Genomic DNA, 24,355 nt, shown 5'->3' with positions numbered 1-24,355 from the left:
GGTCCATAGCAGGGGCATGAGGGCAGAGGGGCTGAGAGGAAAAGACCTGCTGGATGCAGGCGCGCGGTTCGAACGGAGCCCCGGCTTGTTTGCGCGCATGCTGGCGCCGGGATTCAACAAAGTGCTCGACCGGATCGATGCGGGGCTGGAACGCGGTGCAATCCACGGGACTTTGCCCGATGGCACCCGGCGCACGCTGGGCGGACGGGCACCGGGTTTTACCGCCGAAGTCCACCTGAAAGACTGGCGCGCTCTGCTGCGCCTGGCGACCAACGGGTCGATCGGCTTGTTTCAGGCGTGGGAAGCGGGCGAATGGGACAGCCCCGATCCTGTGCCGCTGTTCGCGCTGTTCATGGCCAATGGCGATTCGCTGGGGGACACGGGCCGGTCGCGCGGCCCGTTCCGGCTCGCCGCCCGCTTCGCGCACTGGCTGAACCGCAACACCCCCGCCGGATCGGCGCGCAATATCCACGCGCACTACGATCTGGGTAACGACTTCTATGCCCAGTGGCTGGGCGAAACGATGAGCTATTCCAGTGCCTTGTTTGCGAACGAGAGCATGACGCTCGATCAGGCGCAGCGGGCCAAGATCGCCGCGGTGGCGCAGCGGCTCGACCTGCGGGCAGGGGCCGATGTGCTCGAAGTCGGGTGCGGGTGGGGATCGCTGTCGCAGTATATGGCGGCTGAATATGGCGCGAACGTCACTGGTATCAGCCTGTCGGACGAACAGCTTGGCTGGTGCCGTACCGCCCCGCCGCCAGCGCGGGGATCGGTCGAATTCCGCAAGCAGGACTATCGCGATGCGCGCGGGCAATACGACGCCATCGCCAGCGTCGAAATGGTCGAGGCACTGGGCCGCGAATACTGGCCCACGTTCATGGATTGCATCGCCAGCAACCTGAAACCCGGCGGACGTGCGGCGATCCAGTATATCTCGATGAAAGACAGCCTGTTCGATGCCTATGCTCGCAGCGCCGACTTCATTCAGGCCTACATCTTCCCCGGCGGCTTGCTGATCCGCACCAGCGATTTCCGCGCGCTGGCGGCGGAGCGTGGGCTGCGCTGGGTCGATCAGACCGACTTCGGACAAGACTATGCCGCAACGCTGCGCCTGTGGCGCGAACGGTTCGACCGGGTCGCAGAGGCAGGCAAACTGCCCGCCGGGTTCGACGACCGGTTCGTCCGCCTGTGGCGGTATTACCTGCAATATTGCGAAGGCGGGTTCCGCGGGGGCGGAATCGATGTACATCAGGTCACATTGGTGAAGGAGAGGTGATGCGTAAGATAATGGTTTCGCTGGCGGCGTTGTCGCTGGCGGCATGTGCGACAACGGAAACGACGACTGACGCGGCGAAACCCGATGTCTTCGCGACAACACCTACTCAGGCGATCCCGGTGCGCGAACAACAGGTGCTGTTCTGGGATCAGGCGACGCGCGACTATCGCTTCGCCCATATGGAAGATTACTTCGCCGGGTTCGACACCACCCCTGCGCCAAAAGTCCGCGTATTGCCTGCGGGCAAGCCGTTCGATGCGGCGACGGTGGCGAAGCTGGATGCCTATCTCGCCAGCCAGAATGCCGCCGGGATTATGGTGCTGCAGGATGGCAAAGTCCGCTATGAGAAATACGGCCTTGGCTTCGGCCCGGATGGGCGATGGACCAGCTTCTCCGTCGCCAAGAGCTTCACCTCCAGCCTGCTCGGCGCGGCGCTGAAGGATGGCTTTATCGGCAGCCTGTCCGATCCGGTGACGAAGTATCTCCCCGCGCTGAAAGGCACGGCTTACGATGGCGTAACGGTGGAACAGATTGCCACGATGACGTCGGGCGTAAAGTGGAACGAAGACTACGCCGATCCGAAAAGCGACGTGGCGCAAATGCTCACTGTGGCGCCGGTGGACGGCGAATCGCAGGCCGTAACCTATGCGCGCAAGCTGACACGCGAAGCACCTGCAGGCAGTAAGTGGGTGTACAAGACACTGGAAACCAACCTGCTGGGCGATATCGTCACCGCTGCCACGGGGCAGTCTCTGGCAGCCTATGCCAAGAAGAAGATCGTCGATCCGGCGGGCTTCGCAGGCGGTCTGTTCTGGATGACGGACCTTACCGGCAGCAATATCGGCGGGTGCTGCCTTTCCTTGCACCTGTCGGACTATGCGCGGATGGGGCAGTGGGTCATGGAAGGCGGCCAGCCAAGCGAGCCAGAGGGGTGGTTCGCCAAGGCGGGCAGCGCGCAAGTCGCTCTGGGGAAGGGCTTCGGCTACGGATACCAGTGGTGGACTTATCCCGATAACGTGTTCGGCGCGCGGGGCATTTTCGGGCAGTCGATTACGATCGTGCCGGAACAGAATCTGGTTGTCGCAATCGTGTCTGACTGGCCGGTCGCCAGCAGCGACACATACGGGACACCGCGCCTCAAAATGATCGACGCTGTGCGGAAAGCCGCCGCTCAGTAAGAGCGGTCAGGCGGTCGTACGAAACACGCCTCCGCCCGAATGGCTGGCGAGGATGTTATCGTGGACGATGGGGCTGAGCAGGTCGTCGAACGCGCATCCGACAATCGAGTTGTCCCACCAGACGACTTGTGACTGGAGCGCTTCGAGGCCTGGCAGCGTCAGCCAGCAGCGCTGGCCGGGATGCAGGCGGTTGATCGCAGCGGCGGAAAAACCGCCCAGCGACAGATCGTGGACTACGGTCTGAAACGGTCGACCGCCTGAGATCCGCAGTTGCGCGGGAATGGTGATCCGAGTGCGCGGCGCGCAGCGATCTTCCTGCGCGGCGGACGAATAACGGTCTTCGTTGGTAACCATCGTTGCTTTGTCCCGGGGTTGAATCCTGAGGCACACACTTCAGCGCTCCTCACAGCGCGTGAGAAACAATCGTGCTAGCCTATGATTTACGCCGGGTTATCGGACGTAGTTACCGGAACTTAAGCGCGTTCGCGGTGTGCGGTTGGAAAGTCTTCCTGCACCAGCGCGACGATGCGTGCGGCGACATCTTCCGGCGGTTTCACCGTCGCCGGATCTTCGCCCGGATATGCGCGGGCGCGCATCTGGGTGCGGGTCGCCCCCGGATCGAGGATCGCCACGCGAATATCGCCCAGTTTCTCGACTTCCGAAGCGTAAGTTTCCAGCAAGTTGTCGAACGCTGCCTTCGTCGCGCCATAGGCTGACCAATATGCGCGCGGCGTGGCGCCGACCGAACTGGTCAGACCAATCACCCGTGCATGGTCGGCGCGCTTCAGCAGAGGATCGAAGGCGGCGATCAGCGCCTGTGTCGCCAGCACGTTCACTGTGAGTGCCTGACTGAATTGCTTGGGGTCGATCTGCGTCACGGGCGTCAACACTGGCAGGTAAGCTGCATTGATAACCATGATGTCGAGCTTGTCCCACCGCTGCGCCAGCGCCGCGGCGAGGCGCGGGATGCCGTCGGATTCGCTGAGGTCCATCGGAGCGATCGTCGCCGATCCGCCACGTTCGTGAATCGTGTCCTCGACCTGTTCGAGCGACTTCACATCGCGGGCAGTGAGCACCACGTGCGCCCCGGCATCGGCCAGTGCAACGGCGGTTGCAGCACCGATTCCCTTGCTCGCACCGGTTACGAGCGCGATGCGCCCGTCGAGCGGCTTGTTTTCAGACATCAGGCAACCTTGTGAACGGGGAAAGAAAGCTGCGCCTCTTGCGTCGTGCGCTTTTCGAGATCGGTCAGCGAAGTGGGGTAATCGCCGGTGAAGCAGGCATCGCAGAATTGCGGACACTTGCCATCGCGCGTCGCTCCACCGACAGCCCGATAGAGGCCATCGATCGATACGAACGCCAGACTGTCGGCCTTGATGAATTCGCGCATCGGTTCGATTTCCATCCGCGCAGCCAGCAGTTTGGACCGTTCGGGGGTATCGACGCCGTAGAAACAGCTGTGCGCGGTGGGCGGGCTGGCGACGCGGAAGTGCACTTCCTTGGCCCCGGCTTCGCGCATCATTTCGACAATCTTGAGACTGGTAGTGCCGCGAACGATCGAATCGTCGATCAGTACGATGCGCTTGCCTTCGACCAGATGGCGATTGGCATTGTGCTTGCGCTTCACGCCCGAATGGCGCGCGCTGTCGCTGGGCTGGATGAAAGTGCGGCCGACATAGTGGCTGCGGATAATGCCCAGTTCGAACGGCACACCCGATTGCTGGGCATAGCCGATGGCGGCGGGCACGCCGCTGTCGGGCACAGGGACGACCAGATCGGCATCCACGGGGCTTTCAATCGCCAGTTGCTCGCCAATTGCCTTGCGCGCGGCATAGACACTGCGGCCGTCGAATATCGAATCGGGGCGGCTGAAATAGACATGTTCGAAGATGCAGGGGCGTGCCTTGCGATTGCCGAACGGATGCAGTGAATCGATGTTGCCGTCGAAATCGACCCGCACAATCTCGCCCGGCTGCACCTGCCGCACGAATTCCGCGCCGATCACATCAAAAGCGACAGTTTCCGAAGCGAATACTGTTGAATCGCCCAGTTTGCCCATCTGCAACGGCCGAATGCCCAGCGGATCGCGGCAAGCGATCATCCCTTCGGGCGTCAGAACGATCAGAGCGTAGGCCCCTTCGACCAGACGCAATGCATCGATCAGGCGGTCGATCGTTGTTGGGTAGCGACTGGTGGCGACGAGGTGGATGATGACTTCGGTGTCGGAGGTCGAGTGGAAAATCGCCCCCTTCGACACCAATTCGTCACGCAAAGTCTGCGCGTTGGAGAAATTGCCGTTGTGCGCCACGGCGAAGCCGCCTGCCGCCAGCTCGGCATAGAGCGGCTGTACGTTCCGCAATCCCGATCCGCCGGTGGTGGAATAGCGGACATGGCCCGCCGCCATCGTGCCGGGAAGTTCGGCCAGCGCCTCCTGCGTGGAGAAATTTTCGGCCACATGGCCCAACCCGCGGCGCGAATAGAATTCGGCGCCATCGAAAGAACAGATGCCTGCCGCCTCCTGTCCGCGATGCTGCAGGGCATGGAGGCCCAGCGCGGTGACAGTGGAGGCATCGGGTGCGCCAATGGCACCGAACACACCGCATTCTTCATGCAGTGTGTCCCCGTTGGAATCTTCGAAGGGGTGTATGGGCATCATATCCGGCAAGCCTCGGCGGGGCGGCGTGTATGCGGGGCTCAATGGCGATGTTACGCGGCGATTACAAGGGCAGTGCGCGCTCCCTCACATGCTTTTCGCATTGCGCCGCCTTGCCGGGCACCCTACACGCCGCAGCGATCCAGCCAATTATCGGAAAAGATGAGCTGACATTGCTGCTTTCTCCCTTCGAATGGACCATCGCCAAACGTTACATGATGCCGGGCAAGGGCGAGGGCTTCATCGCGCTCGTCGCCGGGATCAGCGTGGGCGTGGTGATGCTGTCGGTCGCCATGCTGGTGATCGTGATGAGCGTGATGAACGGCTTTCGCGCCGAACTGCTCGACAAGATCGTTGGCCTGAATGGCCACGCCATTGTGCAGGCATATGGCGGGCGGCTCGACGACTGGCAGGGTGTGCTCAAGCAAGTGCGCGCCACGCCCGGTGTCGTTCGCGCCAGCCCGCTGATCGAGCAGCCGTTGCTGGTGACGTTCAACGGCCGGGTGGAAGGCGTGCAGGTTCGCGGGAATACTCAAGACGATATCAATCGCCTGCGCCCGGATGTCGTGGCGGGCAATATCGCCGATCTGAAGCCGGATGCATCGAGTGTGGCGATCGGTTCCCGGCTTGCTGAAAACCTCGGTGTGCGGGTTGGCGATACGATCACGATCATCAATCCGGCGGGCCGCTCGACTCCGTTCGGAACGATGCCGCGCCAGATCGGCTATACAGTCTCAGCTATCTTTGAGGTCGGCGTGTACGACTACGACAATTCGTTTGTCGTGATGCCGATAGCAGATGCTCAGACGTTACTGCTCATGGGCGACACCATCGGTATGATCGAGGTCAAGACGACCAATGCCGATAAAGTCGGTGAAATCCTCGCGCCGGTGAAGCAGGCGCTGGCCGGGCGCGCAGTGGTGTCGACCTGGAAACAGATCAACGCATCGCTGTTTCAGGCGCTGGAGGTCGAACGCGTGGCGATGTTCTTCGCTCTGTCGATCATCGTGGTTGTCGCTGCGTTCAATATCCTGTCGAGCCTGGTGATGCTGGTGCGCGCCAAGACGCGCGACATCGCGATCATGCGAACGATGGGGGCGACGCGGCGCAGCCTGCTCAAGATTTTCGTCACTACGGGCTTTACCGTTGGTGCGGTTGGCACCGGGGCAGGGCTGGCGCTCGGGTTTATCGTGTTGTTCTTCCGGCAGGGGATCGTCGATGCGATCCAGTATGTCACCGGGCAGAACTTGTGGGATCCCTCGGTACGCTTCCTGTCGACGCTTCCTTCACGGCCCAATCCGGTGGAAATCGTGGCGATCTGCCTGCTGGCTCTGACGCTCAGTTTCCTTGCTACACTTTATCCGGCCTTCAAGGCTGCAAGTACCGATCCGGTTCAGGTGCTGCGTTATGAATAACGATCAACCCGTTGTCCGTCTTACCGATCTCACCCGCGCTTTCGAACAGGGCGGGGTGAAGATCGACGTTCTGCGCGGCGTAAACCTGACAATCGCACCGGGTGAGATTGTCGCGTTGCTTGGCCCGTCCGGCTCCGGCAAATCGACTATGTTGCAGGCGGTTGGCCTGCTGGAAGGCGGCTTTGGCGGCAAGATCGAAATCGCCGGGGTCGATGCCAGCACGCTGCCGACCGATGGGCGCACCAGGCTGCGCCGCGAACATCTTGGCTTCGTGTATCAGTTCCACCACCTGCTGCCCGATTTCACAGCGCTGGAAAATGTCGTGATCCCGCAACTGGTCGCAGGGCGAGGTCGGGTGGAAGCGGAAGAGCGTGCGGCGGAAATCCTCGGTGGGTTGGGTCTGGAGCACCGGCTTGAGCACCGGCCAAGCCAGCTCTCCGGCGGCGAGCAGCAGCGCGTTGCCGTGGGTCGCGCACTGGCCAATCGCCCCCATCTGGTGCTGGCGGACGAACCGACCGGCAATCTGGACGAAGCGACATCGGACAAAGTTCTGGCCGAGTTTCTGGACCTCGTTCGTGGGGAGGGCAGCTCTGCACTGGTCGCCACGCATAACGAACGGCTTGCAGCGCGCATGGACCGGGTCGTGCGCCTGAAGGATGGCATACTGGCGTGAAGGCGTGATCCGCTGCGCCGGATCACGATACTTCACAAGACTGGAGAGCGAGCGATGACCACGATAGCCGATTTCACTGTCGAATTGCCCGATGGTTCGCCGCTCGATCTGTCGGCCAAGGCAGGCAAAGTCCTGCTGGTCGTCAATGTCGCCAGCAGGTGCGGCTTTACCCCTCAGTACGAAGGGCTGGAGGCATTGCAGCGCAAATTCGCGGATCGTGGGTTCGAAGTCCTTGGCTTCCCCTGCAACCAGTTCGGGCATCAGGAACCGGGCAATGCCGAAGAAATCGCCAGTTTCTGCAAACTGACATATGATGTCAGCTTCCCCTTGATGAAGAAGGTGGACGTCAACGGCGACGATGCCATCCCGCTTTACGACTGGCTCAAAGCAGAGGCGCCCGGCGTGTTGGGGACCAAGGCAGTGAAATGGAACTTCACCAAGTTCCTGATAGGTCGGGACGGCAAGGTCGTGCGACGCTATGCGCCGAACGATAAACCCGAAAGTATCGAGCAGGATATCGAAGCGCTGCTGTGAATGCACAGCCTGTGGAGAATTCTCCGCAGCAGAACCCTAGCGAATCGGGCCGAAATTCCTAATCTGCGAATATGGCATTTGCCCCTTTTGTCCCGCTGCGTGTCCTCTCCAGTTACTCGATGCTCGAAGGGGCCATCGATCCAAAGGCGATTGCCCGTCTGGCGAAGGACCGCGGGTTCCCGGCCATCGCGATCTGCGACCGTAACGGCCTCTACGGATCGGTGGCATTTGCCGATGCCTGTATCGATATGGGCGTTCAGCCGGTGGTCGGTACTCTGCTGGGTGTCGCTCGCGGCGATGGCAGCGAGACAGTAGATTACCTGCCGCTCTACGCTCAGGACGAAGCCGGTTACGACAATCTGTGTGCGCTGATCAGCAAGGCTCACCTTGAACGTCCTCTGGAACTGGCCGCGCATGTACAACTATCCGATCTCGATGGGCGTACCGATGGTCTGATCGCTCTGACCGGAGCGGCAGAAGGCGGGCTGACCCGGCTGTTCGCGGATGGTCGAACCGACGATGGCGAAGCATTGGCCGAACGGCTTATGGGCCTATTTCCGGGGCGGCTCTATGTTGAACTGGCGCGGCATTGCAGCAGCATTTGCGATAAGGCGGAGGATGCTCTCGTCGCGCTTGCATATGCGCGCGATCTACCGCTGGTAGCGACCAACCCGGCCAATTTCGCCGACCCGCATTTCCATGCCGCGCACGATGCGATGCTGTGCATCGCCAATTCGACCCACATCGATGCATCCGAACGGCCGCGCTCCAACCCGGAAGCTTATGTGAAGTCGGCTACGATGATGGAGGATCTGTTCGCCGATCTTCCAGAGGCGCTGGCAAACACATTGGTGGTGGCGCAACGTTGCGCGGCGATCCCGCCCAAGCGCGCACCGATCCTGCCAAGCCTTGCGGGTGACCTCGAAGGCGAGGCGCGGATGTTGAGCGAGGATTCTCGCAAAGGTCTGGTCGAACGGCTGAAGCCCTATTACTCCGACGTGCTGCACGACGAACTGGCTCATGCGCTCTGCCGTCCGAGCAACGATCTGGAAGCAGTTGAAGCAGAGTTCCCTCTGCTGCACGATGCGGGCGTGTGGGAAGAGGTTCGCGAATATAAGCGACGCCTCGAATTCGAAATCGACATCATCGTCGGGATGGGCTTCCCCGGCTACTTCCTGATCGTTGCCGATTTTATCAAGTGGGCGAAGGAACAGGATATCCCGGTGGGGCCGGGGCGTGGTTCGGGTGCGGGCAGCCTCGTCGCGTGGGCGCTCACGATTACCGATCTCGATCCGATCCGTCTGGGCCTGCTGTTCGAACGCTTCCTCAACCCGGAACGCGTGTCGATGCCCGACTTCGATATCGACTTCTGCGAAACCCGGCGCGGTGAAGTGATCCGCTATGTCCAGAAGAAATATGGCCACGATCACGTCGCGCAGATCATCACCTTCGGTAAGATGAAGGCACGCGCCGTGCTGCGCGATACGGGCCGCATCCTGCAGATGAGCTACGGCCATGTCGACCGGTTGTGCAAGATGGTGCCCAACCACCCGTCGGAACCGTGGACCCTGCCGCGCGCGCTGAACGGTGTGAGCGAGTTCAAGCGCGAATACGACAGCGAGGAAGAGGTCAAGCGCCTGATCGACCTTGCCATGCAGATGGAAGGTCTGCCGCGTAACAGCTCCACCCACGCGGCGGGGGTGGTGATTGGCGATCGTCCGCTGAATCAGCTCGTGCCGCTCTATCGCGATCCGCGCTCGGATATGCCGGTGACTCAATTCGACATGAAATATGTCGAAGGGTCAGGGCTGGTGAAATTCGATTTTCTTGGCCTGAAAACACTCTCGGTTCTCAAGAAAGCAGTGCAACTGCTGGAGAAGCGGAAGATACAGATCGATCTGTCGATGCTGCCGATCGACGATCCCGGTGTATTCGAATTGCTCAAGGTCGGTAACACCGTTGGCGTGTTCCAGTTGGAATCCGAAGGGATGCGGCGGACGCTGACTGCGGTCAAACCGACCAAGTTCGAAGACATCATCGCGCTCGTGTCGCTCTATCGGCCGGGGCCGATGGACAACATTCCCCTGTTCGGGAAACGTAAGGCGGGCGAAGTGCCCATCGAATATCCGCACCCGAAACTCGAAAGCATCCTGGCGGAAACCTATGGGATTTTCGTGTATCAGGAGCAGGTGATGCAGGCCGCGCAGATCTTGGCCGGATACTCGCTGGGCGATGCAGACTTGCTGCGCCGTGCGATGGGCAAGAAGAAGCAGGAAGAGATGGACGCCCAGCGGGAGCGTTTCATCAAAGGTTGCGCCGAAGTGTCGAATATCGATGCGAAAAAGGCGAACGAACTATTTGATTTGATCGACAAGTTCGCCGGCTATGGCTTCAATAAATCGCACGCTGCCGCCTATGCTTTGCTGGCGTATCAGACTGCCTGGCTGAAAGCGCATTACCCGGAAGAATTCTTCGCGGCATCGATGTGCTTCGATATGCACCAGTCGGAAAAGCTGGCGATTTTCGTGGACGATGCCCGGCGGCAGGGAATCGCAGTAGAGGCGCCGGATATCAATCGTTCCGAAGCGGAATTCACGGTCGAACGGACGGACGATGGCTATGCCGTGCGCTATGCGCTTGCCGGTATTCGCAACGTCGGTGAGAAAGCGATGGAAACCATCGTCGCAGAACGCGAAGCGCATGGTTGGTACGAAAACCTCCAGCAACTGTTCGAACGCATCCCGCCCGGATCGATGAACCGCCGCCAGCTGGAAGCGCTCGCCAGCGCCGGGGCATTGGACCACCTCGAACCGAACCGCGCCAAAGTACATGATAATGCCGAAATGCTGATGGCGGTGGCCGATGCTGCTGCGCGGGAGCGTAAGAGCGGCCAGCAAGGACTGTTTGGTGGTGACGATCACAATACCGACAGCTTGCGGCTTGCCGAAGTCGAAGAATGGCCGCGTGCCGACAGGATGGCGAAAGAACGAGAGGTATTCGGCTTCTTCTTCTCAGCGCATCCGGTGCAACAGTTCCGCGAAATCGCATCTGCCAACGGCGCGCGCAGTTATGCCTCGTTGATGGAAGGCGGTGCGCCTGCGGGCGGTCGGGCGCAGGCTGTCATGGCGGTCATGGTCGAGAAGGTGAACAAGGGGCGGACACGGAAAGGCAAGGATTTCGTGCGGGCGGATTTCTCCGACGCGACCGGGCAATTTTCCGCTGCCTGTTTCGAGGAAGGGCTGGTGGCCAGCTTCCAGAAATGGGCGGAGGATGGAACTTGCGTGCTCCTCAATGTCGAACTCGATTCCCCCAGTCCGGACGAACCGCCGCGGATCACTGTGCGCGGCGGACGTCCGCTGAAAGACGTGAAGGCAGCGGCACGTATGCGGCTGACGCTCGATCTGTCCGACATGAGTGCGATTGATGCGTTGAAGATGGAACTTGCACCCGGCCCCGAAGGGAGCGGCGAGATCTGTGTTCGCCTGAAAACGGGCGAAGGGCGTGAACCTGTCGTGCGGCTTGGCTGGAGCTATCAGCTCGATGGCGAACTGGCTGAGCGCCTTGCCGCGATCGATGGGCTCAGCAACGTATCGCTGACCACGCAGAGAGGGCCTGCTCGCTTGCGCTTGGTTGCTTGAGCAAGCTTTGTGTCGGGTTTTCCTTGCGCCGACGAACCAAGCGAAGCAATCTGACTGCAAGCCATACCGCCCATTCGAATGGGTCATTTTTTGCAGGAGAGGCATATGCTGGGAGCAATGCAGGACTGGACCATGCGGGTCACGCACGTGATCGATCACGCTGCGCGTGAGGCCGGGGATCGTGAAATCGTAACGCATTGGGCCGATGGTAGCGAAACGCGCACCAACTGGCAGAACGTCCGCCGCGATGCTCTCAAACTCGCTCAGGCGCTGGAAGCCGTTGGAATAAAGCCAGGCGAACGTGTGGCCAGCCTCGCCATGAACCATGCGCGGCACCTGGTGAGCTGGTATGGGGTCGCGGGCATGGGTGGGGTTCTCCACACTGTGAACCCGCGCCTGTTCGACGACCAGCTGGATTATATCGTCAATCATGCCGAAGATCGGGTGTTGATGTACGATGCTGCTTTCCAGCCGATCGTCGACAGAATGCGCGACCGGTGGCCAACAGTCGAGCACTACATCTGCTACGATCCGCCTGCCGGATCGGATGTGGTGGCGTTCGAAGACTGGATAGGGCAACACGACGGGGATTACGAATGGGTGCAGGGCAGCGAACGCGATCCCTGTATGCTCTGTTATACCAGCGGAACGACCGGCAATCCCAAGGGGGTGCAATACGAACACCGTTCTACGGTCATGCACGCAATGGCCGGTCTTCAGACTGCCGCGTTTAACTTCAGCGCAGCCAGCGTGATGTTGCCAGTGGTGCCGATGTTCCATGCTGCCAGTTGGGGGCTTCCTTATGCAGGCGGGATGGCAGGCATCAAGTTCGTGTTTTCTGCGGTCAACGATCCTGCTGTGCTGGACGATCTGATGAAGCGCGAAGGTGTGACCGACAGCGCCGGTGTGCCGACAGTGTGGCTGGCACATTTCCAGTATTGCGATGCGAATGGACTGGAGCTGCCCAAGCTCAAAGCAGCCACTATCGGCGGTTCGGCCGCGCCCCGTTTCATGATCGAGCGCCTGATGAAGAATGGGACGCGTGTGCAACACGCGTGGGGCATGACTGAAACCAGCCCTATCGGCACTGTCGGGGGACCGAGCGCAGACTGGGATCAGCTTACCTTCGAAGAGAAGGTTGATCGCACAGCACGGCAGGGCCGCCCAATCTTTGGTATTCAGCTTCGCACCGTCAATCTCGACGACATGGAAACCGAGCTTCCCCGCGATGGCAAAACCAGCGGTGCCCTGCAAATTCGCGGGCCTTGGATTATCAAGCGGTACTTCAAGGCGGATCGCGATGCGATCAATGCCGATGGCTGGTTCGACACCGGGGACGTTGGAATTCTCCACCCCGATGGCTCACTTCAACTGACTGACCGGACAAAGGATGTTATCAAATCGGGCGGTGAATGGATCAGTTCGGTCGAGCTGGAAAATGCCGCGGTCGGTCACCCGGCAGTTGCGGAAGCGGCGGCAGTGGGGATGCCGCATCCCAAATGGGATGAGCGCCCGGTGCTGTTCGTGGTGGCGAAAGAAGGCCTCTCTGTCAGTGCCGAAGAGTTGCGGGAATTTCTGGCGGATAAAGTCGCGAAATGGTGGCTGCCGGATGCGATCGAGTTCGTGGAGGATATTCCACACACGGCGACTGGCAAGATCAGCAAGAAGGATCTGCGCGAACGGTTCAAGGATTATACTCTGGAAGAGGTGGCATAATGGATTGCTATCTCGATCCGGGTGAAGCGGGCTTCGCTGCGTTCAAGGCGCTGCCGCGAGATCAGCCGATCCACATGCTGAATCTTCTGCGTTTTCGCGATAGGGCGGAATACCCCGCTGACCATCCCAATGCGGAAAAAGGGTGGACAGGTCGCCAAGCTTACGCCGAATATGGGCGTACCAGTGGACCGATTTTTCAGCGTGTCGGTGGCCGCATCGTTTGGCGCGGCGCATTTCAGGTCATGGTGATCGGGCCCGAAGATCGCCAGTGGGATGATGGGTTTGTAGCCGAATATCCCACCAGCGCAGCGTTTCTGGAGATGATTACCGATGCCGAATATCGCAAGGCAGTGGTCAATCGCACCGCCGCCGTGATCGACAGCCGCCTGATCCGTTTCAATCCCGGCAAAGGCAGCGGCAACGGGTTTTAACCGAGCACCTCATCGAGCAGACTGAGCAGGGCCGACCAGCTCTGCCGGTCTGCGCTGGGATCGTATGCCACCATATCGCCATTGGGCGGGGCATTTGGGTTGGTGAACCCGTGTTTGACTCCGCTGTACGAGTGGAAGTGCCAGTTGGCGCCGCTGTGATCCATTTCTTCCCAGAATTGGATCACCTGTTCCCGTGGCACCAGTTCGTCGGCATCGCCATGACACACCAGAATACGGGTCTTCACTGCGCCCGGTTCGGCAGGAAGATCGGTGTTGAGCAAGCCGTGGAAGCTCGCCGCAAGCACAAGATCCGCGCTGTTGCGTGCCAGTTCAAGCACGGCCTGACCACCCATGCAAAACCCGATTGCCGCCTGAGGCAGGTCGGGTGCCAGCTTTCGCACAGTAGCCAGACCTGCGGCCAATCGCTGGCGATAGGCGGGGGCATATTGTCGCAAATCGCTGGCCAGTGTTTGCGCTTCGGCAAAATCGTGCGGATTCCGGCCATAGAAATCGCAAATAAATGCGAGATACCCGGCCTTGGCCAAAGCTTCTGCCTTGGTGACGACGGCAGGCGTCGGATTCATGATGGTTGGGAATATCGCCACCGCCGCGCGTGCTGTGCCGACCGGGCGATAGACATGCCCGGTCAGCTCTGTTTTGTCATCGCGGTAGATGACGACTTCCGCCATTACGCTTCGGGCAGGAAGTCCGGCACCGACAGATAGCGTTCGCCGGTGTCATAGTTAAAGCCCAACACGCGGCTGCCTTTGCCAAGATCGGGCAGTTTGCTGGCAATCGCGGCCAATGTCGCACCGCTCGAAATACCGACCAGCAGGCCTTCTTTCGCGGCGCATTGGCGGGCCATTTCCTTGGCCTGTTCGGCATCGACCTTGATCGCTCCGTCGATAGCCTGTGTGTGCAGGTTCTCCGGGATGAAACCGGCACCGATACCTTGAATTGGGTGGGGCCCCGGCTGCCCCCCGCTGATGACGGGCGATAGAGCAGGCTCCACTGCGAAAGCCTTCATTTCGGGCCAGGTCTTCTTGAGCGTTTCAGCACAGCCGGTCAGGTGGCCACCGGTGCCCACTCCCGTAATCAAGGCATCAATTGGAGTATCTGCGAAATCAGCGAGGATTTCCTGTGCTGTGGTGCGTGCATGGATTGTTGGGTTGGAAGCATTATCGAATTGCTGAGGCATCCATGCATTATCGGTTTGCGCGACCAGTTCGCTTGCGCGTTCGAGTGCACCCTTCATACCCTTTTCCTTGGGCGTCAGGTCGAAGCTGGCACCATAGGCCAGCATCAGGCGGCGGCGTTCGATACTCATGCTTTCCGGCATGACGAGGATCAGCTTGTAACCTTTGACCGCGGCGACCATCGCCAGGCCGATCCCGGTGTTGCCACTGGTTGGTTCGATAATGGTGCCGCCGGGTTTAAGCGCCCCTGATCGCTCTGCATCTTCGACCATGGCCAGTGCGATGCGATCTTTGATCGATCCACCGGGATTGGTACGCTCTGACTTTACCCATACTTCGTGGTCGGGGAATAGCCGCGACAGGCGGATATGCGGGGTGTTTCCGATAGTGGCGAGAACGCTGTCGGCTTTCATGAAACTGCCTCCTTGTTTTTCTCGGGTGAAGAATGATCCTTTGGATCAAAGGTTCGCGCGTGTCTGAGTTCCGGAAAAAGCCAGGCCCACGCAAGCGTAATACCGATTGCCGCGACCCCGCCGAAGATTACTGCGCCCACCGGACCGAGGATCGATGCCATAAAACCCGATTCCGCTTCGCCCAATTCGTTGGAGGCGGAAATGGTCAGTGCAGAAACGGCACCAACACGACCACGCATTTCGTCGGGGGTATGCAATTGGATTAGCGACTGGCGAACGTAAACCGAAACCATGTCGGCCGCGCCTGCTACGACAAGCGCGCCGAAGCTCAGCCAGAACCAGCGCGATATCCCGAATGTGAGGATCGCAAGAGCAAACAGGACGACCGCACCCAGCATCTTGATCCCGACTTCGGTCTTCATCGGGCGGACCGAAAACCAGATCGATGCGATTGCAGCACCGATCCCCATGCCCGCCGCTAATATACCGAACCCGGCCGCGTCGACATGGAGGATATCCCGAGCGAATACGGGCAGCAATGCAGTCGTCCCAGCCAGCAGGACCACAAAGAGGTCGAGGGTAATTGCCGCAAGTACCAGTCGGTTGTTGCGAACATAGGCAAACCCATCGATCACGCGGTGGAGCGGGCGGCGATCCTTCTGCACGGCAGGCTGTGGCACTTTCCCAATCAGGAAAGCCATCGCCAGAGAGAACGCGAGCATTACCGAAATCGACCCATAAGCGATGTCTGGATGGATGGCATAGAGTACGCCGCCCACGCTCGGCCCTGTAATCATGCCGGCCTGCCAGGCAATCGAACTGACCGCGATAGCTGTCGGCAGGCTTTCGCGAGGGACAAGGTTGGGAGCGAGAGCGGAATACGCCGGTCCTGAAAACGCGCGAGCAATCCCGATCAGAACGGCCGCAACGAACAGATAGGGCAGCGTCAACAGGCCCGCCCAAGTCAGCAGACCCAGAGCTGCGGCGTTGATTGTGAGCAATGCCGTGGTTCCGCGCGCGATCCATCGCCGGTCATATGTATCGGCAACCAGGCCCACGATTGGTGTAAGCAGGAACAGCGGCACAAACTGGAGCAGACCGATCATGCCCAACAAAAAGGCCGCCTGCTTAATCTCCATCGTTTGCCGCGCGATGGCATAGACCTGCCATCCAATGATAATTGCCTGAGCGCTGACCGCTACGGTGCTGACAAGTCGGGCGGCGAAGTATGCGCGAAAATTGGCGATAGTCAGGGGATGGGGGATGTCTTTCACATTCACTGCAATGGCAGTGCATATGATCGATGGGAAGCGAGAGCCGCTTTCACCCTATGCAATTATTCTGCTTTTATAGTTCTGGAACGCGAGAGCGGGCGCGGAAACGGCGGCCTTGCAGCAGCTCTAACGGCGACGGCGCAAGCGTGGATTGGGTTGAAGTTCGTCGATCATGCCTATGAAGTCGTCGATGCGGATGATTCGTTCGAACTGAAATCCGGCACGTTCATCGCGAACCCAGATGCAATAGGCTTCGATCCGACCAATTACGGGAAGTCGCACTATCAGGCGATCGCCGCGTGCCAGCCTTTGCCCGTCGTCAATCATGAAACCGTGAGCCGAAATATTGGCAATGTGCACGCTCATGTCGCCATGATCGAAATGCTCAGCGATCACGGTGTAATCGACCGGATGCCGCGCTGCGCGCCGCATATCGGTGACGGAAAGCTGAGCTCCTGCGGACACGTGCCAAATCCTCCCTGTGGCGTGGAGGGGGAAATATGACCGCCAAATGCTGATTTAGAGTTAAGAACGCTTGTCCCATTTTGGGACAAGTAATTGTAATATAAGTAAAATCAGATCAGTATGGCGTGACGCTTCTTGCCGAGGCTGATCTTGCCCGGTCGTGCCGGTGCGGTGGGATCGGTGATTGTCTCACCGTCGATTTTCACTGCCCCTTCTGCCACCTTGCGCTTGGATTCGCCACCAGAAGCGACGAATCCCAGCTCTTTCAAGGCGTTGGCGACAGTCATTTCTGCCGTGATTGTCAGGCGAGGGAGGTCGTCTCCCGCGCCGCCCGCGGCAAATGTTTGCGAAGCGGTAGCTTCTGCCGATGCCGAAGCTTCCTCGCCGCGAACCAGTTTGGTGACTTCGTTCGCCAGTACGATTTTCGCCGCGTTGATCTCTGCCCCTTCGAGCGATTCCAGTCGCGCAATTTCGCTGAGCGGCAGGTCGGTGAACAGGCGCAGGAAACGCGCGACATCGCGATCGTCCACGTTGCGCCAGTATTGCCAGAAGTCGTAGGCAGGCAGTTGCGGTTCGTTTAGCCACACGGCACCTGCTGCGGTCTTGCCCATCTTGGCGCCATCGGCAGTGGTCAGAAGCGGTGTAGTGAGGCCGTACACTTCCCGGCTTTCCATGCGGCGGGACAGTTCGATGCCGTTGACGATATTGCCCCACTGATCGCTGCCGCCCATTTGCAACCGGCAGCCGTGGCGACGCCCAAGCTCCACAAAGTCATAGGCCTGCAGGATCATGTAGTTGAATTCGAGGAAAGTCAGCGATTGTTCGCGCTCAAGCCGCAGCTTGACGGAATCGAACGACAGCATCCGATTGACGGTAAAGTGAGGGCCAACGTCGCGGAGCAGATCGATATAGCCGAGCTGGGAGAGCCAGTCGTCGTTGTTCACCATGATGGCGTCGGTCGGGCCATCACCGAACGTCAGCAAACGTTCGAAGACAGTACGTATTCCGGCGATGTTGTCCGCAATTGTCGCATCGTCCAGCACCTTGCGGCTTTCATCCCGGCCGCTGGGATCGCCAATCCGGGTGGTGCCACCGCCCATCAGGACGATAGGCTTGTGCCCCGTCTGTTGCAGGCGGCGGAGCATCATGATCTGCACCAACGATCCGATGTGCAGTGAAGGGGCGGTCGCATCGAAACCGATATATCCGGGCACGATCTGGCGCGCGGCAAGGGCATCCAGCCCCGTCGCGTCGGTCATCTGGTGGACATAGCCGCGCTCGTCGAGCAGGCGGAGAAGGTCTGATGTGTACTCGCTCATGATGGGCGGGCGGTTAGCACGGGGGCGCGGACATGCAAACGTATCAACTTCACTCTCATCCCGATTTTTCACCCCATGCGATTACGCGGGTCGAAGCGAAGATAATCGGTTTCGACGATCGTCTGATTCGCATCCGGTGGCGTGTCGATGGATCGGGCAGTCTGGTCGTCCCCTCTTATTCTGGGCGTGGACGACAGGATGAGCTGTGGCGGACGACCTGTTTCGAGCTGTTTGTAAGACCCGAAGGGGGGCCGGAATATGTCGAGATCAACCTCTCGCCTTCGGGCCGCTGGGCAGCATATCAATTCACCGATTATCGTGATGGGATGAGCAATCAGCCAGCCTCTCAGGAGCCTGAGGTTGGGCTGCGGCAAGGATCGACTTTTGCCATTTTCGACGCTGCGATCCCCCGCGATGTTCTGCCGCAATTGCCCGCCGCGATGGCGATCACTGCCATTCTCGAAGAAGATGGCGGTGTAAAATCCTATTGGGCGATGGCTCACCCCGAAGCGAAGCCGGACTTTCACGATCCGGCTTGCTTCGCGGCGACGCTTGCGGCACCGCAAGGTTCATGAAATTCGGCATTGACCGGCTGCTGGCCGACCCCGACCTTAGGAAACCGCTTGAAGGCAGGCGCGTGTCGCTCGTGGCGCATCCCGCCTCGGTTACAGCGGACCTGACGCACAGCCTCGATGCCCTGATCAGCGCCGGGGTCAATATTACCAGTGCGTTTGGCCCGCAGCATGGTCTGAAAGGCGACAAGCAGGATAATATGGTCGAGACGGCTGACGAAACCGACCCCATTCTGGGGATTCCGGTGTTCAGCCTTTATGGCGAAGTGCGCCGCCCCACCGGGCAGATGATGAGCACGGCCGATGTCTTCCTGTTCGATCTGCAGGATCTGGGCTGCCGCATCTACACCTTTGTCACTACGTTGCTCTATCTGCTTCAGGCTGCGGCAGAGCATGGCAAGGAAGTGTGGGTGCTGGATCGCCCCAATCCTGCGGGCCGCCCGGTGGAGGGGACTTTGCTCGTTCACGGTCAGGAGAGTTTTGTCGGTGCAGCGCCGATGCCGATGCGCCACGGCCTGACGATGGGTGAAATGGGCGAATGGTTCATTCGCGAATTCAACCTCGACGTGGCCTATCGGGTGATCGAGATGCACCACTGGCTGCCCGAAGCGGGGCCGGGATATGGCTGGCCTGCCGAACGGGTATGGATCAACCCCAGCCCGAATGCCGCCAATATCAATATGGCAAGAGCTTATGCCGGCACAGTCATGCTCGAAGGGACCAATCTGAGCGAGGGAAGGGGCACGACCAGACCGCTGGAGGTGTTGTTCGGCGCGCCCGATATCGATGCGATTGCGGTGCTGGCCGAAATGCGCCGTCTGGCACCGGAATGGCTGGCAGGCTGCGCGATCCGTCCTTGTTACTTCGAGCCTACATTCCACAAGCACGCGCACGAATTGTGCGGCGCGCTGATGATCCATGCCGAACATGGGTTTTACAATCACGGCACATTCCGCCCCTGGCGACTGCAGGCGCTGGCGTTCAAGGCGATCCGGCGGCTTTACCCCGAATATGCGCTGTGGCGCGATTTCCCCTATGAGTACGAGTTCGATCGTCTGGCGATCGATGTGATCAACGGTGGCCCGGCTTTGCGCGAATGGGTCGACGATGCCAGCGCCGAACCGTTCGACCTTGATGCTCACGCCGCCGCTGATGAAGCCGGGTGGCGTGAAAGCGTTGCGCCGCTATTGCTGTATTGAGCGATTTGCGGAGTTATCAGCCGTGTTTGCGGCTCAATTCCCGCATCGCATCATCCAGCCCACCGAGCGTGAGCGGGTACATCCGATCATCGATCAGTTGCCGCATGACTTTGGTCGATTGTGAGTATCCCCACTGGTTTTCAGGCACCGGGTTGAGCCAGACGGTCGCCGGATAGGTATTGGTCACCCGCTGCATCCAAACAGCGCCGGCTTCCTCGTTCATGTGCTCGACGCTGCCGCCGGGGTGGGTGATTTCATATGGACTCATCGCCGCGTCCCCTACGAACACGACTTTGTAATCGTGTCCATATTTGTGGAGGATATCCCACGTCTTCGTTCGTTCGGCCCAACGGCGGCGGTTGTCCTTCCATACCCCTTCGTAAAGGCAGTTGTGGAAGTAGAAGAATTCGAGATTTTTGAATTCGCTGGTCGCGGCGCTGAACAGCTCTTCGGTCACTTTGATGAACGGGTCCATCGAACCGCCAACGTCGAGGAACAGCAACAGCTTGACGGCATTGTGCCGCTCTGGCCGCATATGGATGTCGAGCCAGCCTTGCTTGGCGGTGCCTTCGATGGTGGCATCCAGATCGAGTTCGTCGGCCGCACCTTCCCGGGCGAAACGGCGCAAGCGACGAAGCGCGACCTTGATATTGCGCGTGCCCAGTTCGCGGGTGTTGTCGAGATTGCGGAATTCCCGCTTCTCCCACACTTTCACCGCCCGCTTATGCTTGCTCTCGCCGCCGATCCGCACCCCTTCGGGGTTGTAGCCTGAATTGCCGTAGGGCGAGGTGCCCCCAGTGCCGATCCACTTGTTGCCGCCCTGATGGCGTTTTTCCTGTTCTTCCAGACGCTTCTTGAGTGTGTCCATGAGTTCGTCCCACGAACCCATTTTTTCGATCTCGGCCATTTCCTCTGGCGTAAGGAATTTTTCGGCAACTGCTTTCAGCCAGTCTTCGGGCACATCCACCGGGTTCTGGCCATAATCGGTCATGATCCCTTTGAAGACCTTCTGGAACACCTGATCGAAGCGATCGATCAGCCCTTCGTCTTTCACGAAGGTGGCGCGGGCAAGATAATAGAATGCCTCTGGCGTCTGCTCGATCACGTCTTTGTCCAGTGCTTCGAGCAGAGTGAGATGCTCTTTGAAGCTGGCCTTGATCCCGGCAGCACGCAGTTCGTCGATAAAGTTCAGGAACATGGGGATTTCATACCGTTTGTTGTTTCGGTGAGCCAGCGCTGACAAAGGGCGCGCGTATCGTCGCGACCCAACTGACGAGAACGAAGCTGATATACATCAGCAGATACCATGCGCCGAGCTTGGCCGGAGACACCATCGCCCAGCCGTGCTCCTGATCGGGATAAGTCCATGCCCGTGCAAACGTGCCGAGGTTTTCCGCAAACCAGATAAACAGGGCCACCAGCAGCCATCCGATCAGCAACGGCATCCAGCGCGGTTCGCGCCACACGGTGAAGTAAATCCGGGTGCGGGCGAACAGCACGATCATCGCTACGAAAAGGGCCATGCGAATATCGGGCAGCCAGTGATGGGCGAAGAAATTGACGTAGATCGCCACCGCCAAAACCCATGTCGCCCACCGCTGCGGGTAGGCGGTGAAGCGGAAGTCGAAAATCCGCCATACCCGCGCGATGTAGCTGCCGACGGCGGCATACATGAAGCCCGAAAATAGCGGCACCGCGCCGATCCGCAGAATGCTGGGTTCGGGATATATCCATGATCCATAGGCCGTTTTGAACAGTTCCATCACAGTGCCTACGACGTGGAAGGCGAGGATCACTTTGGCCTCGCCCCATGTTTCCAGACGCAGAGCCAGCATGGCGATCTGTATTCCCAACGCGGCGAGCGTCAGAAAATCGTATCGCGCCAGCGCAGCATCGGCGGGATAAAACAGATGGGTTCCGACCAGCAGTGCCAGCATCAGTCCGCCGAACAGACATGCCCAGCCTTGCTTGAAGCCGAACAGTGCGAATTCGTATAACCACGCATAGATGCCAGCGCGCGGCTCGAACGTTTCGAGCCGCGCACGGATGGCGGCAAAGCGGGTTGTTTCGCGCGGTTTCAGCCTAGCGGCCGCCCGGATTGCGCCGGGCCATAAAGGCCAGACGTTCGAACAGCATAACGTCCTGTTCGTTTTTCAGCAGCGCACCGTGCATCGGTGGGATAGCCTTGGTCGGATCCTGATTCTGCAAGACTTCCAGCGGCATATCTTCATTGAGCAACAGCTTGAGCCAGTCGAGCAATTCGCTGGTGCTCGGCTTCTTCTTCAGGCCTGGCACTTCGCGCAGTTCATAGAACACTTCCATCGCTTTGGTGACCAGAGCTTTCTGGATGCCCGGGAAGTGCACTTCGATGATTTCCCGCATCGTATCGTGATCGGGGAACTTGATATAATGGAAGAAACAGCGGCGCAGGAATGCGTCGGGCAATTCCTTCTCGTTGTTCGAAGTGATCACGACAATCGGGCGCTCTTTCGCTTCGATTGTCTCCTGCGTTTCGTACACGTCGAACTTCATCCGGTCGAGTTCGTGCAGCAGATCGTTGGGAAATTCGATATCGGCTTTATCGATTTCGTCGATCAGAAGGACAGGCAGCTTTTCGCTGGTGAAAGCTTCCCACAATTTGCCGCGCTTGATGTAGTTGCGGATATCGTGGACGCGCTCTTCGCCCAACTGGCCATCGCGCAACCGGGCGACGGCATCGTATTCGTATAGCCCCTGATGCGCCTTGGTGGTCGATTTGACGTTCCATTCGATCAGAGGGGCATTGATTGCCTTGGCGATTTCCTGCGCCAGCACGGTCTTGCCGGTGCCCGGTTCCCCCTTCACCAGCAATGGGCGACGGAGCGTGACAGCGGCATTGACCGCCACTTTCAGATCGTCGGTGGCGATATAATCGTTGGTGCCTTCAAAACGCTGGACCATTGGGTCTCCCTTCGCAACTTTACGTATACGTTAAGCGGCCAGCATTCGTAGGGCAAGGGGGGCTTTGCTTATTCGCTCAGTTTGAGGAGGCGGACAGCCAGCATTTCCAGCTTGCCTTGGTCCACAGGGCTGGATTGATCGTTCCAACTTATTGTCAGTACGCGCCATTCGCCGCTCTTGGTCTGCATGAGCCAGCTCAGGTTGAGTACGCCCGGTTCTGACCCACCTTTGTATCCGACATATGCAAATCGCGCGCGGTCGGAGGCTGACATCGAGGGGGAGATTGCCAAAATCTGGCGCGCCGTGGGGTCTTTCAGCGCAGCGATCCGACGCATAATGCCCGCAATATCATTCGCGCTGGCGAACCATTCGAGTGTGTCGATAGCGTGCGGTTCTGTATATTGGGGTAGCGGTATCGATGCCGGATCAGTTTTGATTTGCATATCCAGCTTTTTCAGAATGGCTTCCTGTTCTGCTTCGTCAGCGGCGGCGTATTGCGCCCCCAGCTCCGGGTTGCCTTTCAAGGCGAACAGTTCGTGCGTGGTCAAAAACGGCAGAGTCTTGTCCGGCGTGGAGTGTCCGCTCTTACGCAATTCATCGCCGATTGCGTTGCGCCCCAGCACTCTAATTAACTGATCTGTCGCGGTATTGTCGCTGATCGAAATCATCATGCTGGCCAGTGTGTGGAGCGTCACCGGTGCGCCGACAGGCCATTCCTGCATCTGTCCGCTGGGCAGAGATTTCTCGCTCAGATTGATGACTTCGTCCCAGCGATGTTCTCCGCGTTCGATGGAATGGGCGAGGGCGGAAAGCACATAGAGTTTAAATGTAGAACCGATGGCAAGCGGCTGATTTGCTGCAATTTTCAGTAGCGGGGAGGCTTTGCCGTCGAGCGATGTGGACAGCGCGCTCACTTCTCCCGGAAGCGCCTCCAGGTCGGCCTGAACTTTGGCCACGCTGTCGCCCAGCGGCTTCACATCGTTGAGCAACAGGCCCGTTACTTTGCCACCGTTATCAATGGTTATCGGGCCGGCAATCGTCGCCTTGGCGTAGCGTAGAGTGACGATTCCCTGATTGGGATTTTTCTCCTCAACCGACGCTACCGCATCGAACGGCCCGAACTGCTCCACCAGTTTCGCTGCCAGAGCCTGAATCTGCGCCTTTGGCACAGCTGCAAGAAAACCCGGAGAAAATACCTCCTCCGCGGTGCGTTTCCCGTGGAGAAATTCCGCGACGGCCTGCGCCCCTTGCTGCGTAAGGCTATCGGATTTCTGATCCGCTGGCGAAGGCGCTGTCTGCGCCATTGCCGGGGTGGCAGCCAGAAATGCAAGGGCGGCGGAAGCGAATAGAGATGTTCTGAACATACCCAAGAGGATAACGTACTGACAGATGGATGCAACGTGGATGACCGACCTGTTTTGTCTTACGAAGATGACAGGATGTTCACCACGATATGCGGGGGG

General features: G+C 59.4%; 22 protein-coding genes. 10 read left to right on the top strand and 12 right to left on the bottom strand.

Features of this window, described 5'->3' with window-relative positions; translation table 11 throughout:
- Nucleotides 1-16: 16 nt before the first annotated feature.
- On the top strand, nt 17-1,276 hold the full coding sequence (locus CV013_RS12950; RefSeq protein ID WP_102156116.1) for an SAM-dependent methyltransferase: 1,260 nt from the start codon (nt 17-19) through the stop codon (nt 1,274-1,276).
- A complete protein-coding gene (locus tag CV013_RS12945; RefSeq protein WP_102156115.1) occupies nt 1,276-2,454 on the top strand; it encodes a serine hydrolase domain-containing protein in 1,179 nt (392 codons plus the stop codon). Before CV013_RS12950 ends, CV013_RS12945 begins: the two co-directional genes overlap by 1 nt.
- Nucleotides 2,455-2,460: 6 nt before the next feature.
- Here the strand turns inward: CV013_RS12945 and CV013_RS12940 are convergent, their stop codons facing one another.
- The 3 genes from CV013_RS12940 to purF form a co-directional block, all read right to left on the bottom strand.
- Nucleotides 2,461-2,808: a PilZ domain-containing protein gene (locus CV013_RS12940; RefSeq protein ID WP_102156114.1), complete on the bottom strand. Its 348-nt coding sequence runs from the start codon at nt 2,806-2,808 to the stop codon at nt 2,461-2,463.
- A gap of 119 nt (nt 2,809-2,927) precedes the next feature.
- Complete coding sequence (locus tag CV013_RS12935) at nt 2,928-3,638, bottom strand: SDR family NAD(P)-dependent oxidoreductase (RefSeq protein ID WP_102156113.1); 711 nt, start codon at nt 3,636-3,638, stop codon at nt 2,928-2,930.
- Entirely contained in the window at nt 3,638-5,110 is a 1,473-nt protein-coding gene (gene purF, locus CV013_RS12930) for an amidophosphoribosyltransferase (RefSeq protein ID WP_102156112.1), read from the bottom strand. The genes CV013_RS12935 and purF overlap by 1 nt, the downstream gene beginning before the upstream one ends.
- 170 nt (nt 5,111-5,280) lie before the next feature.
- Between purF and CV013_RS12925 the strand changes: the two genes are divergently transcribed.
- The 6 genes from CV013_RS12925 (at nt 5,281) to CV013_RS12900 (ending at nt 13,514) form a co-directional block, all read left to right on the top strand.
- Nucleotides 5,281-6,522 (top strand): lipoprotein-releasing ABC transporter permease subunit, encoded by a 1,242-nt coding sequence (locus CV013_RS12925; RefSeq protein WP_102156239.1) that lies wholly within the window; start codon nt 5,281-5,283, stop codon nt 6,520-6,522.
- Nucleotides 6,515-7,195 (top strand): ABC transporter ATP-binding protein, encoded by a 681-nt coding sequence (locus tag CV013_RS12920; RefSeq protein ID WP_102156111.1) that lies wholly within the window; start codon nt 6,515-6,517, stop codon nt 7,193-7,195. Before CV013_RS12925 ends, CV013_RS12920 begins: the two co-directional genes overlap by 8 nt.
- A 54-nt stretch (nt 7,196-7,249) precedes the next feature.
- Nucleotides 7,250-7,729 (top strand): glutathione peroxidase, encoded by a 480-nt coding sequence (locus tag CV013_RS12915; RefSeq protein ID WP_102156110.1) that lies wholly within the window; start codon nt 7,250-7,252, stop codon nt 7,727-7,729.
- Between the two features lie 71 nt (nt 7,730-7,800).
- A complete protein-coding gene (gene dnaE / locus CV013_RS12910) occupies nt 7,801-11,367 on the top strand; it encodes a DNA polymerase III subunit alpha (RefSeq protein WP_102156109.1) in 3,567 nt (1,188 codons plus the stop codon).
- 105 nt (nt 11,368-11,472) lie between these two features.
- Nucleotides 11,473-13,083 (top strand): long-chain fatty acid--CoA ligase, encoded by a 1,611-nt coding sequence (locus CV013_RS12905; RefSeq protein ID WP_102156108.1) that lies wholly within the window; start codon nt 11,473-11,475, stop codon nt 13,081-13,083.
- Nucleotides 13,083-13,514, top strand: coding sequence for a DUF1330 domain-containing protein (locus tag CV013_RS12900; protein WP_102156107.1), 432 nt, complete (start codon nt 13,083-13,085; stop codon nt 13,512-13,514). The genes CV013_RS12905 and CV013_RS12900 overlap by 1 nt, the downstream gene beginning before the upstream one ends.
- Here CV013_RS12900 and CV013_RS12895 read toward each other — a convergent pair.
- From CV013_RS12895 to tyrS, 5 genes are all read right to left on the bottom strand, one after another.
- Nucleotides 13,511-14,203, bottom strand: a complete 693-nt coding sequence (locus CV013_RS12895; RefSeq protein ID WP_102156106.1) for a dienelactone hydrolase family protein — start codon at nt 14,201-14,203, stop codon at nt 13,511-13,513. The two genes, CV013_RS12900 and CV013_RS12895, sit on opposite strands and share 4 nt — an antisense overlap.
- Nucleotides 14,203-15,123, bottom strand: a complete 921-nt coding sequence (gene cysK / locus CV013_RS12890; RefSeq protein WP_102156105.1) for a cysteine synthase A — start codon at nt 15,121-15,123, stop codon at nt 14,203-14,205. Before cysK ends, CV013_RS12895 begins: the two co-directional genes overlap by 1 nt.
- Nucleotides 15,120-16,403 carry an MFS transporter gene (locus tag CV013_RS12885; protein ID WP_102156104.1) on the bottom strand — a complete coding sequence of 428 codons (1,284 nt, stop codon included), beginning with the start codon at nt 16,401-16,403 and terminating at the stop codon, nt 15,120-15,122. The genes cysK and CV013_RS12885 overlap by 4 nt, the downstream gene beginning before the upstream one ends.
- A 120-nt stretch (nt 16,404-16,523) precedes the next feature.
- The gene (locus CV013_RS12880) at nt 16,524-16,862 is read right to left on the bottom strand and encodes a PilZ domain-containing protein (RefSeq protein ID WP_190276539.1); all 339 of its coding nucleotides are present in this window, start codon (nt 16,860-16,862) and stop codon (nt 16,524-16,526) included.
- Between the two features lie 110 nt (nt 16,863-16,972).
- Nucleotides 16,973-18,181 carry a tyrosine--tRNA ligase gene (gene tyrS / locus CV013_RS12875; RefSeq protein ID WP_102156102.1) on the bottom strand — a complete coding sequence of 403 codons (1,209 nt, stop codon included), beginning with the start codon at nt 18,179-18,181 and terminating at the stop codon, nt 16,973-16,975.
- A gap of 32 nt (nt 18,182-18,213) precedes the next feature.
- On the opposite strand from tyrS, the gene CV013_RS12870 reads away from it, so the two are divergent.
- A complete protein-coding gene (locus CV013_RS12870) occupies nt 18,214-18,756 on the top strand; it encodes a DOMON-like domain-containing protein (RefSeq protein WP_102156101.1) in 543 nt (180 codons plus the stop codon).
- A complete protein-coding gene (locus tag CV013_RS12865) occupies nt 18,753-19,952 on the top strand; it encodes an exo-beta-N-acetylmuramidase NamZ family protein (protein WP_102156100.1) in 1,200 nt (399 codons plus the stop codon). Before CV013_RS12870 ends, CV013_RS12865 begins: the two co-directional genes overlap by 4 nt.
- Before the next feature lie 16 nt (nt 19,953-19,968).
- Here CV013_RS12865 and CV013_RS12860 read toward each other — a convergent pair whose 3' ends face one another.
- From CV013_RS12860 to CV013_RS12845, 4 genes are all read right to left on the bottom strand, one after another.
- A complete protein-coding gene (locus CV013_RS12860; protein WP_102156099.1) occupies nt 19,969-21,150 on the bottom strand; it encodes a vWA domain-containing protein in 1,182 nt (393 codons plus the stop codon).
- 7 nt (nt 21,151-21,157) lie between these two features.
- A complete protein-coding gene (locus CV013_RS12855; RefSeq protein ID WP_102156098.1) occupies nt 21,158-22,033 on the bottom strand; it encodes a DUF817 domain-containing protein in 876 nt (291 codons plus the stop codon).
- A 1-nt stretch (nt 22,034) separates the two neighbouring features.
- Nucleotides 22,035-22,892, bottom strand: a complete 858-nt coding sequence (locus CV013_RS12850; protein WP_102156097.1) for an AAA family ATPase — start codon at nt 22,890-22,892, stop codon at nt 22,035-22,037.
- 68 nt (nt 22,893-22,960) lie between these two features.
- The gene (locus tag CV013_RS12845) at nt 22,961-24,256 is read right to left on the bottom strand and encodes a serine hydrolase (RefSeq protein WP_102156096.1); all 1,296 of its coding nucleotides are present in this window, start codon (nt 24,254-24,256) and stop codon (nt 22,961-22,963) included.
- Nucleotides 24,257-24,355: the final 99 nt, after the last annotated feature.

This window comes from Tsuneonella flava (assembly GCF_002870965.1).
Lineage (GTDB): Bacteria > Pseudomonadota > Alphaproteobacteria > Sphingomonadales > Sphingomonadaceae > Tsuneonella > Tsuneonella flava.
The sequence above is the reverse complement of the archived record's forward strand: the minus strand, read 5'-3'. Positions and strand labels throughout refer to the sequence as shown.

What these genes read in the sequence shown, in the direction of transcription:
- CV013_RS12950 (WP_102156116.1), top strand. Translation starts at nt 17, where the DNA reads ATGAGGGCAGAGGGGCTGAGAGGAAAAGACCTGCTGGATGCAGGCGCG.
- CV013_RS12945 (WP_102156115.1), top strand. Translation starts at nt 1,276, where the DNA reads ATGCGTAAGATAATGGTTTCGCTGGCGGCGTTGTCGCTGGCGGCATGT.
- CV013_RS12940 (WP_102156114.1), bottom strand. Translation starts at nt 2,808, where the DNA reads ATGGTTACCAACGAAGACCGTTATTCGTCCGCCGCGCAGGAAGATCGC.
- CV013_RS12935 (WP_102156113.1), bottom strand. Translation starts at nt 3,638, where the DNA reads ATGTCTGAAAACAAGCCGCTCGACGGGCGCATCGCGCTCGTAACCGGT.
- purF (WP_102156112.1), bottom strand. Translation starts at nt 5,110, where the DNA reads ATGATGCCCATACACCCCTTCGAAGATTCCAACGGGGACACACTGCAT.
- CV013_RS12920 (WP_102156111.1), top strand. Translation starts at nt 6,515, where the DNA reads ATGAATAACGATCAACCCGTTGTCCGTCTTACCGATCTCACCCGCGCT.
- CV013_RS12915 (WP_102156110.1), top strand. Translation starts at nt 7,250, where the DNA reads ATGACCACGATAGCCGATTTCACTGTCGAATTGCCCGATGGTTCGCCG.
- dnaE (WP_102156109.1), top strand. Translation starts at nt 7,801, where the DNA reads ATGGCATTTGCCCCTTTTGTCCCGCTGCGTGTCCTCTCCAGTTACTCG.
- CV013_RS12905 (WP_102156108.1), top strand. Translation starts at nt 11,473, where the DNA reads ATGCTGGGAGCAATGCAGGACTGGACCATGCGGGTCACGCACGTGATC.
- CV013_RS12900 (WP_102156107.1), top strand. Translation starts at nt 13,083, where the DNA reads ATGGATTGCTATCTCGATCCGGGTGAAGCGGGCTTCGCTGCGTTCAAG.
- CV013_RS12895 (WP_102156106.1), bottom strand. Translation starts at nt 14,203, where the DNA reads ATGGCGGAAGTCGTCATCTACCGCGATGACAAAACAGAGCTGACCGGG.
- cysK (WP_102156105.1), bottom strand. Translation starts at nt 15,123, where the DNA reads ATGAAAGCCGACAGCGTTCTCGCCACTATCGGAAACACCCCGCATATC.
- tyrS (WP_102156102.1), bottom strand. Translation starts at nt 18,181, where the DNA reads ATGAGCGAGTACACATCAGACCTTCTCCGCCTGCTCGACGAGCGCGGC.
- CV013_RS12870 (WP_102156101.1), top strand. Translation starts at nt 18,214, where the DNA reads ATGCAAACGTATCAACTTCACTCTCATCCCGATTTTTCACCCCATGCG.
- CV013_RS12865 (WP_102156100.1), top strand. Translation starts at nt 18,753, where the DNA reads ATGAAATTCGGCATTGACCGGCTGCTGGCCGACCCCGACCTTAGGAAA.
- CV013_RS12860 (WP_102156099.1), bottom strand. Translation starts at nt 21,150, where the DNA reads ATGTTCCTGAACTTTATCGACGAACTGCGTGCTGCCGGGATCAAGGCC.
- CV013_RS12850 (WP_102156097.1), bottom strand. Translation starts at nt 22,892, where the DNA reads ATGGTCCAGCGTTTTGAAGGCACCAACGATTATATCGCCACCGACGAT.
- CV013_RS12845 (WP_102156096.1), bottom strand. Translation starts at nt 24,256, where the DNA reads ATGTTCAGAACATCTCTATTCGCTTCCGCCGCCCTTGCATTTCTGGCT.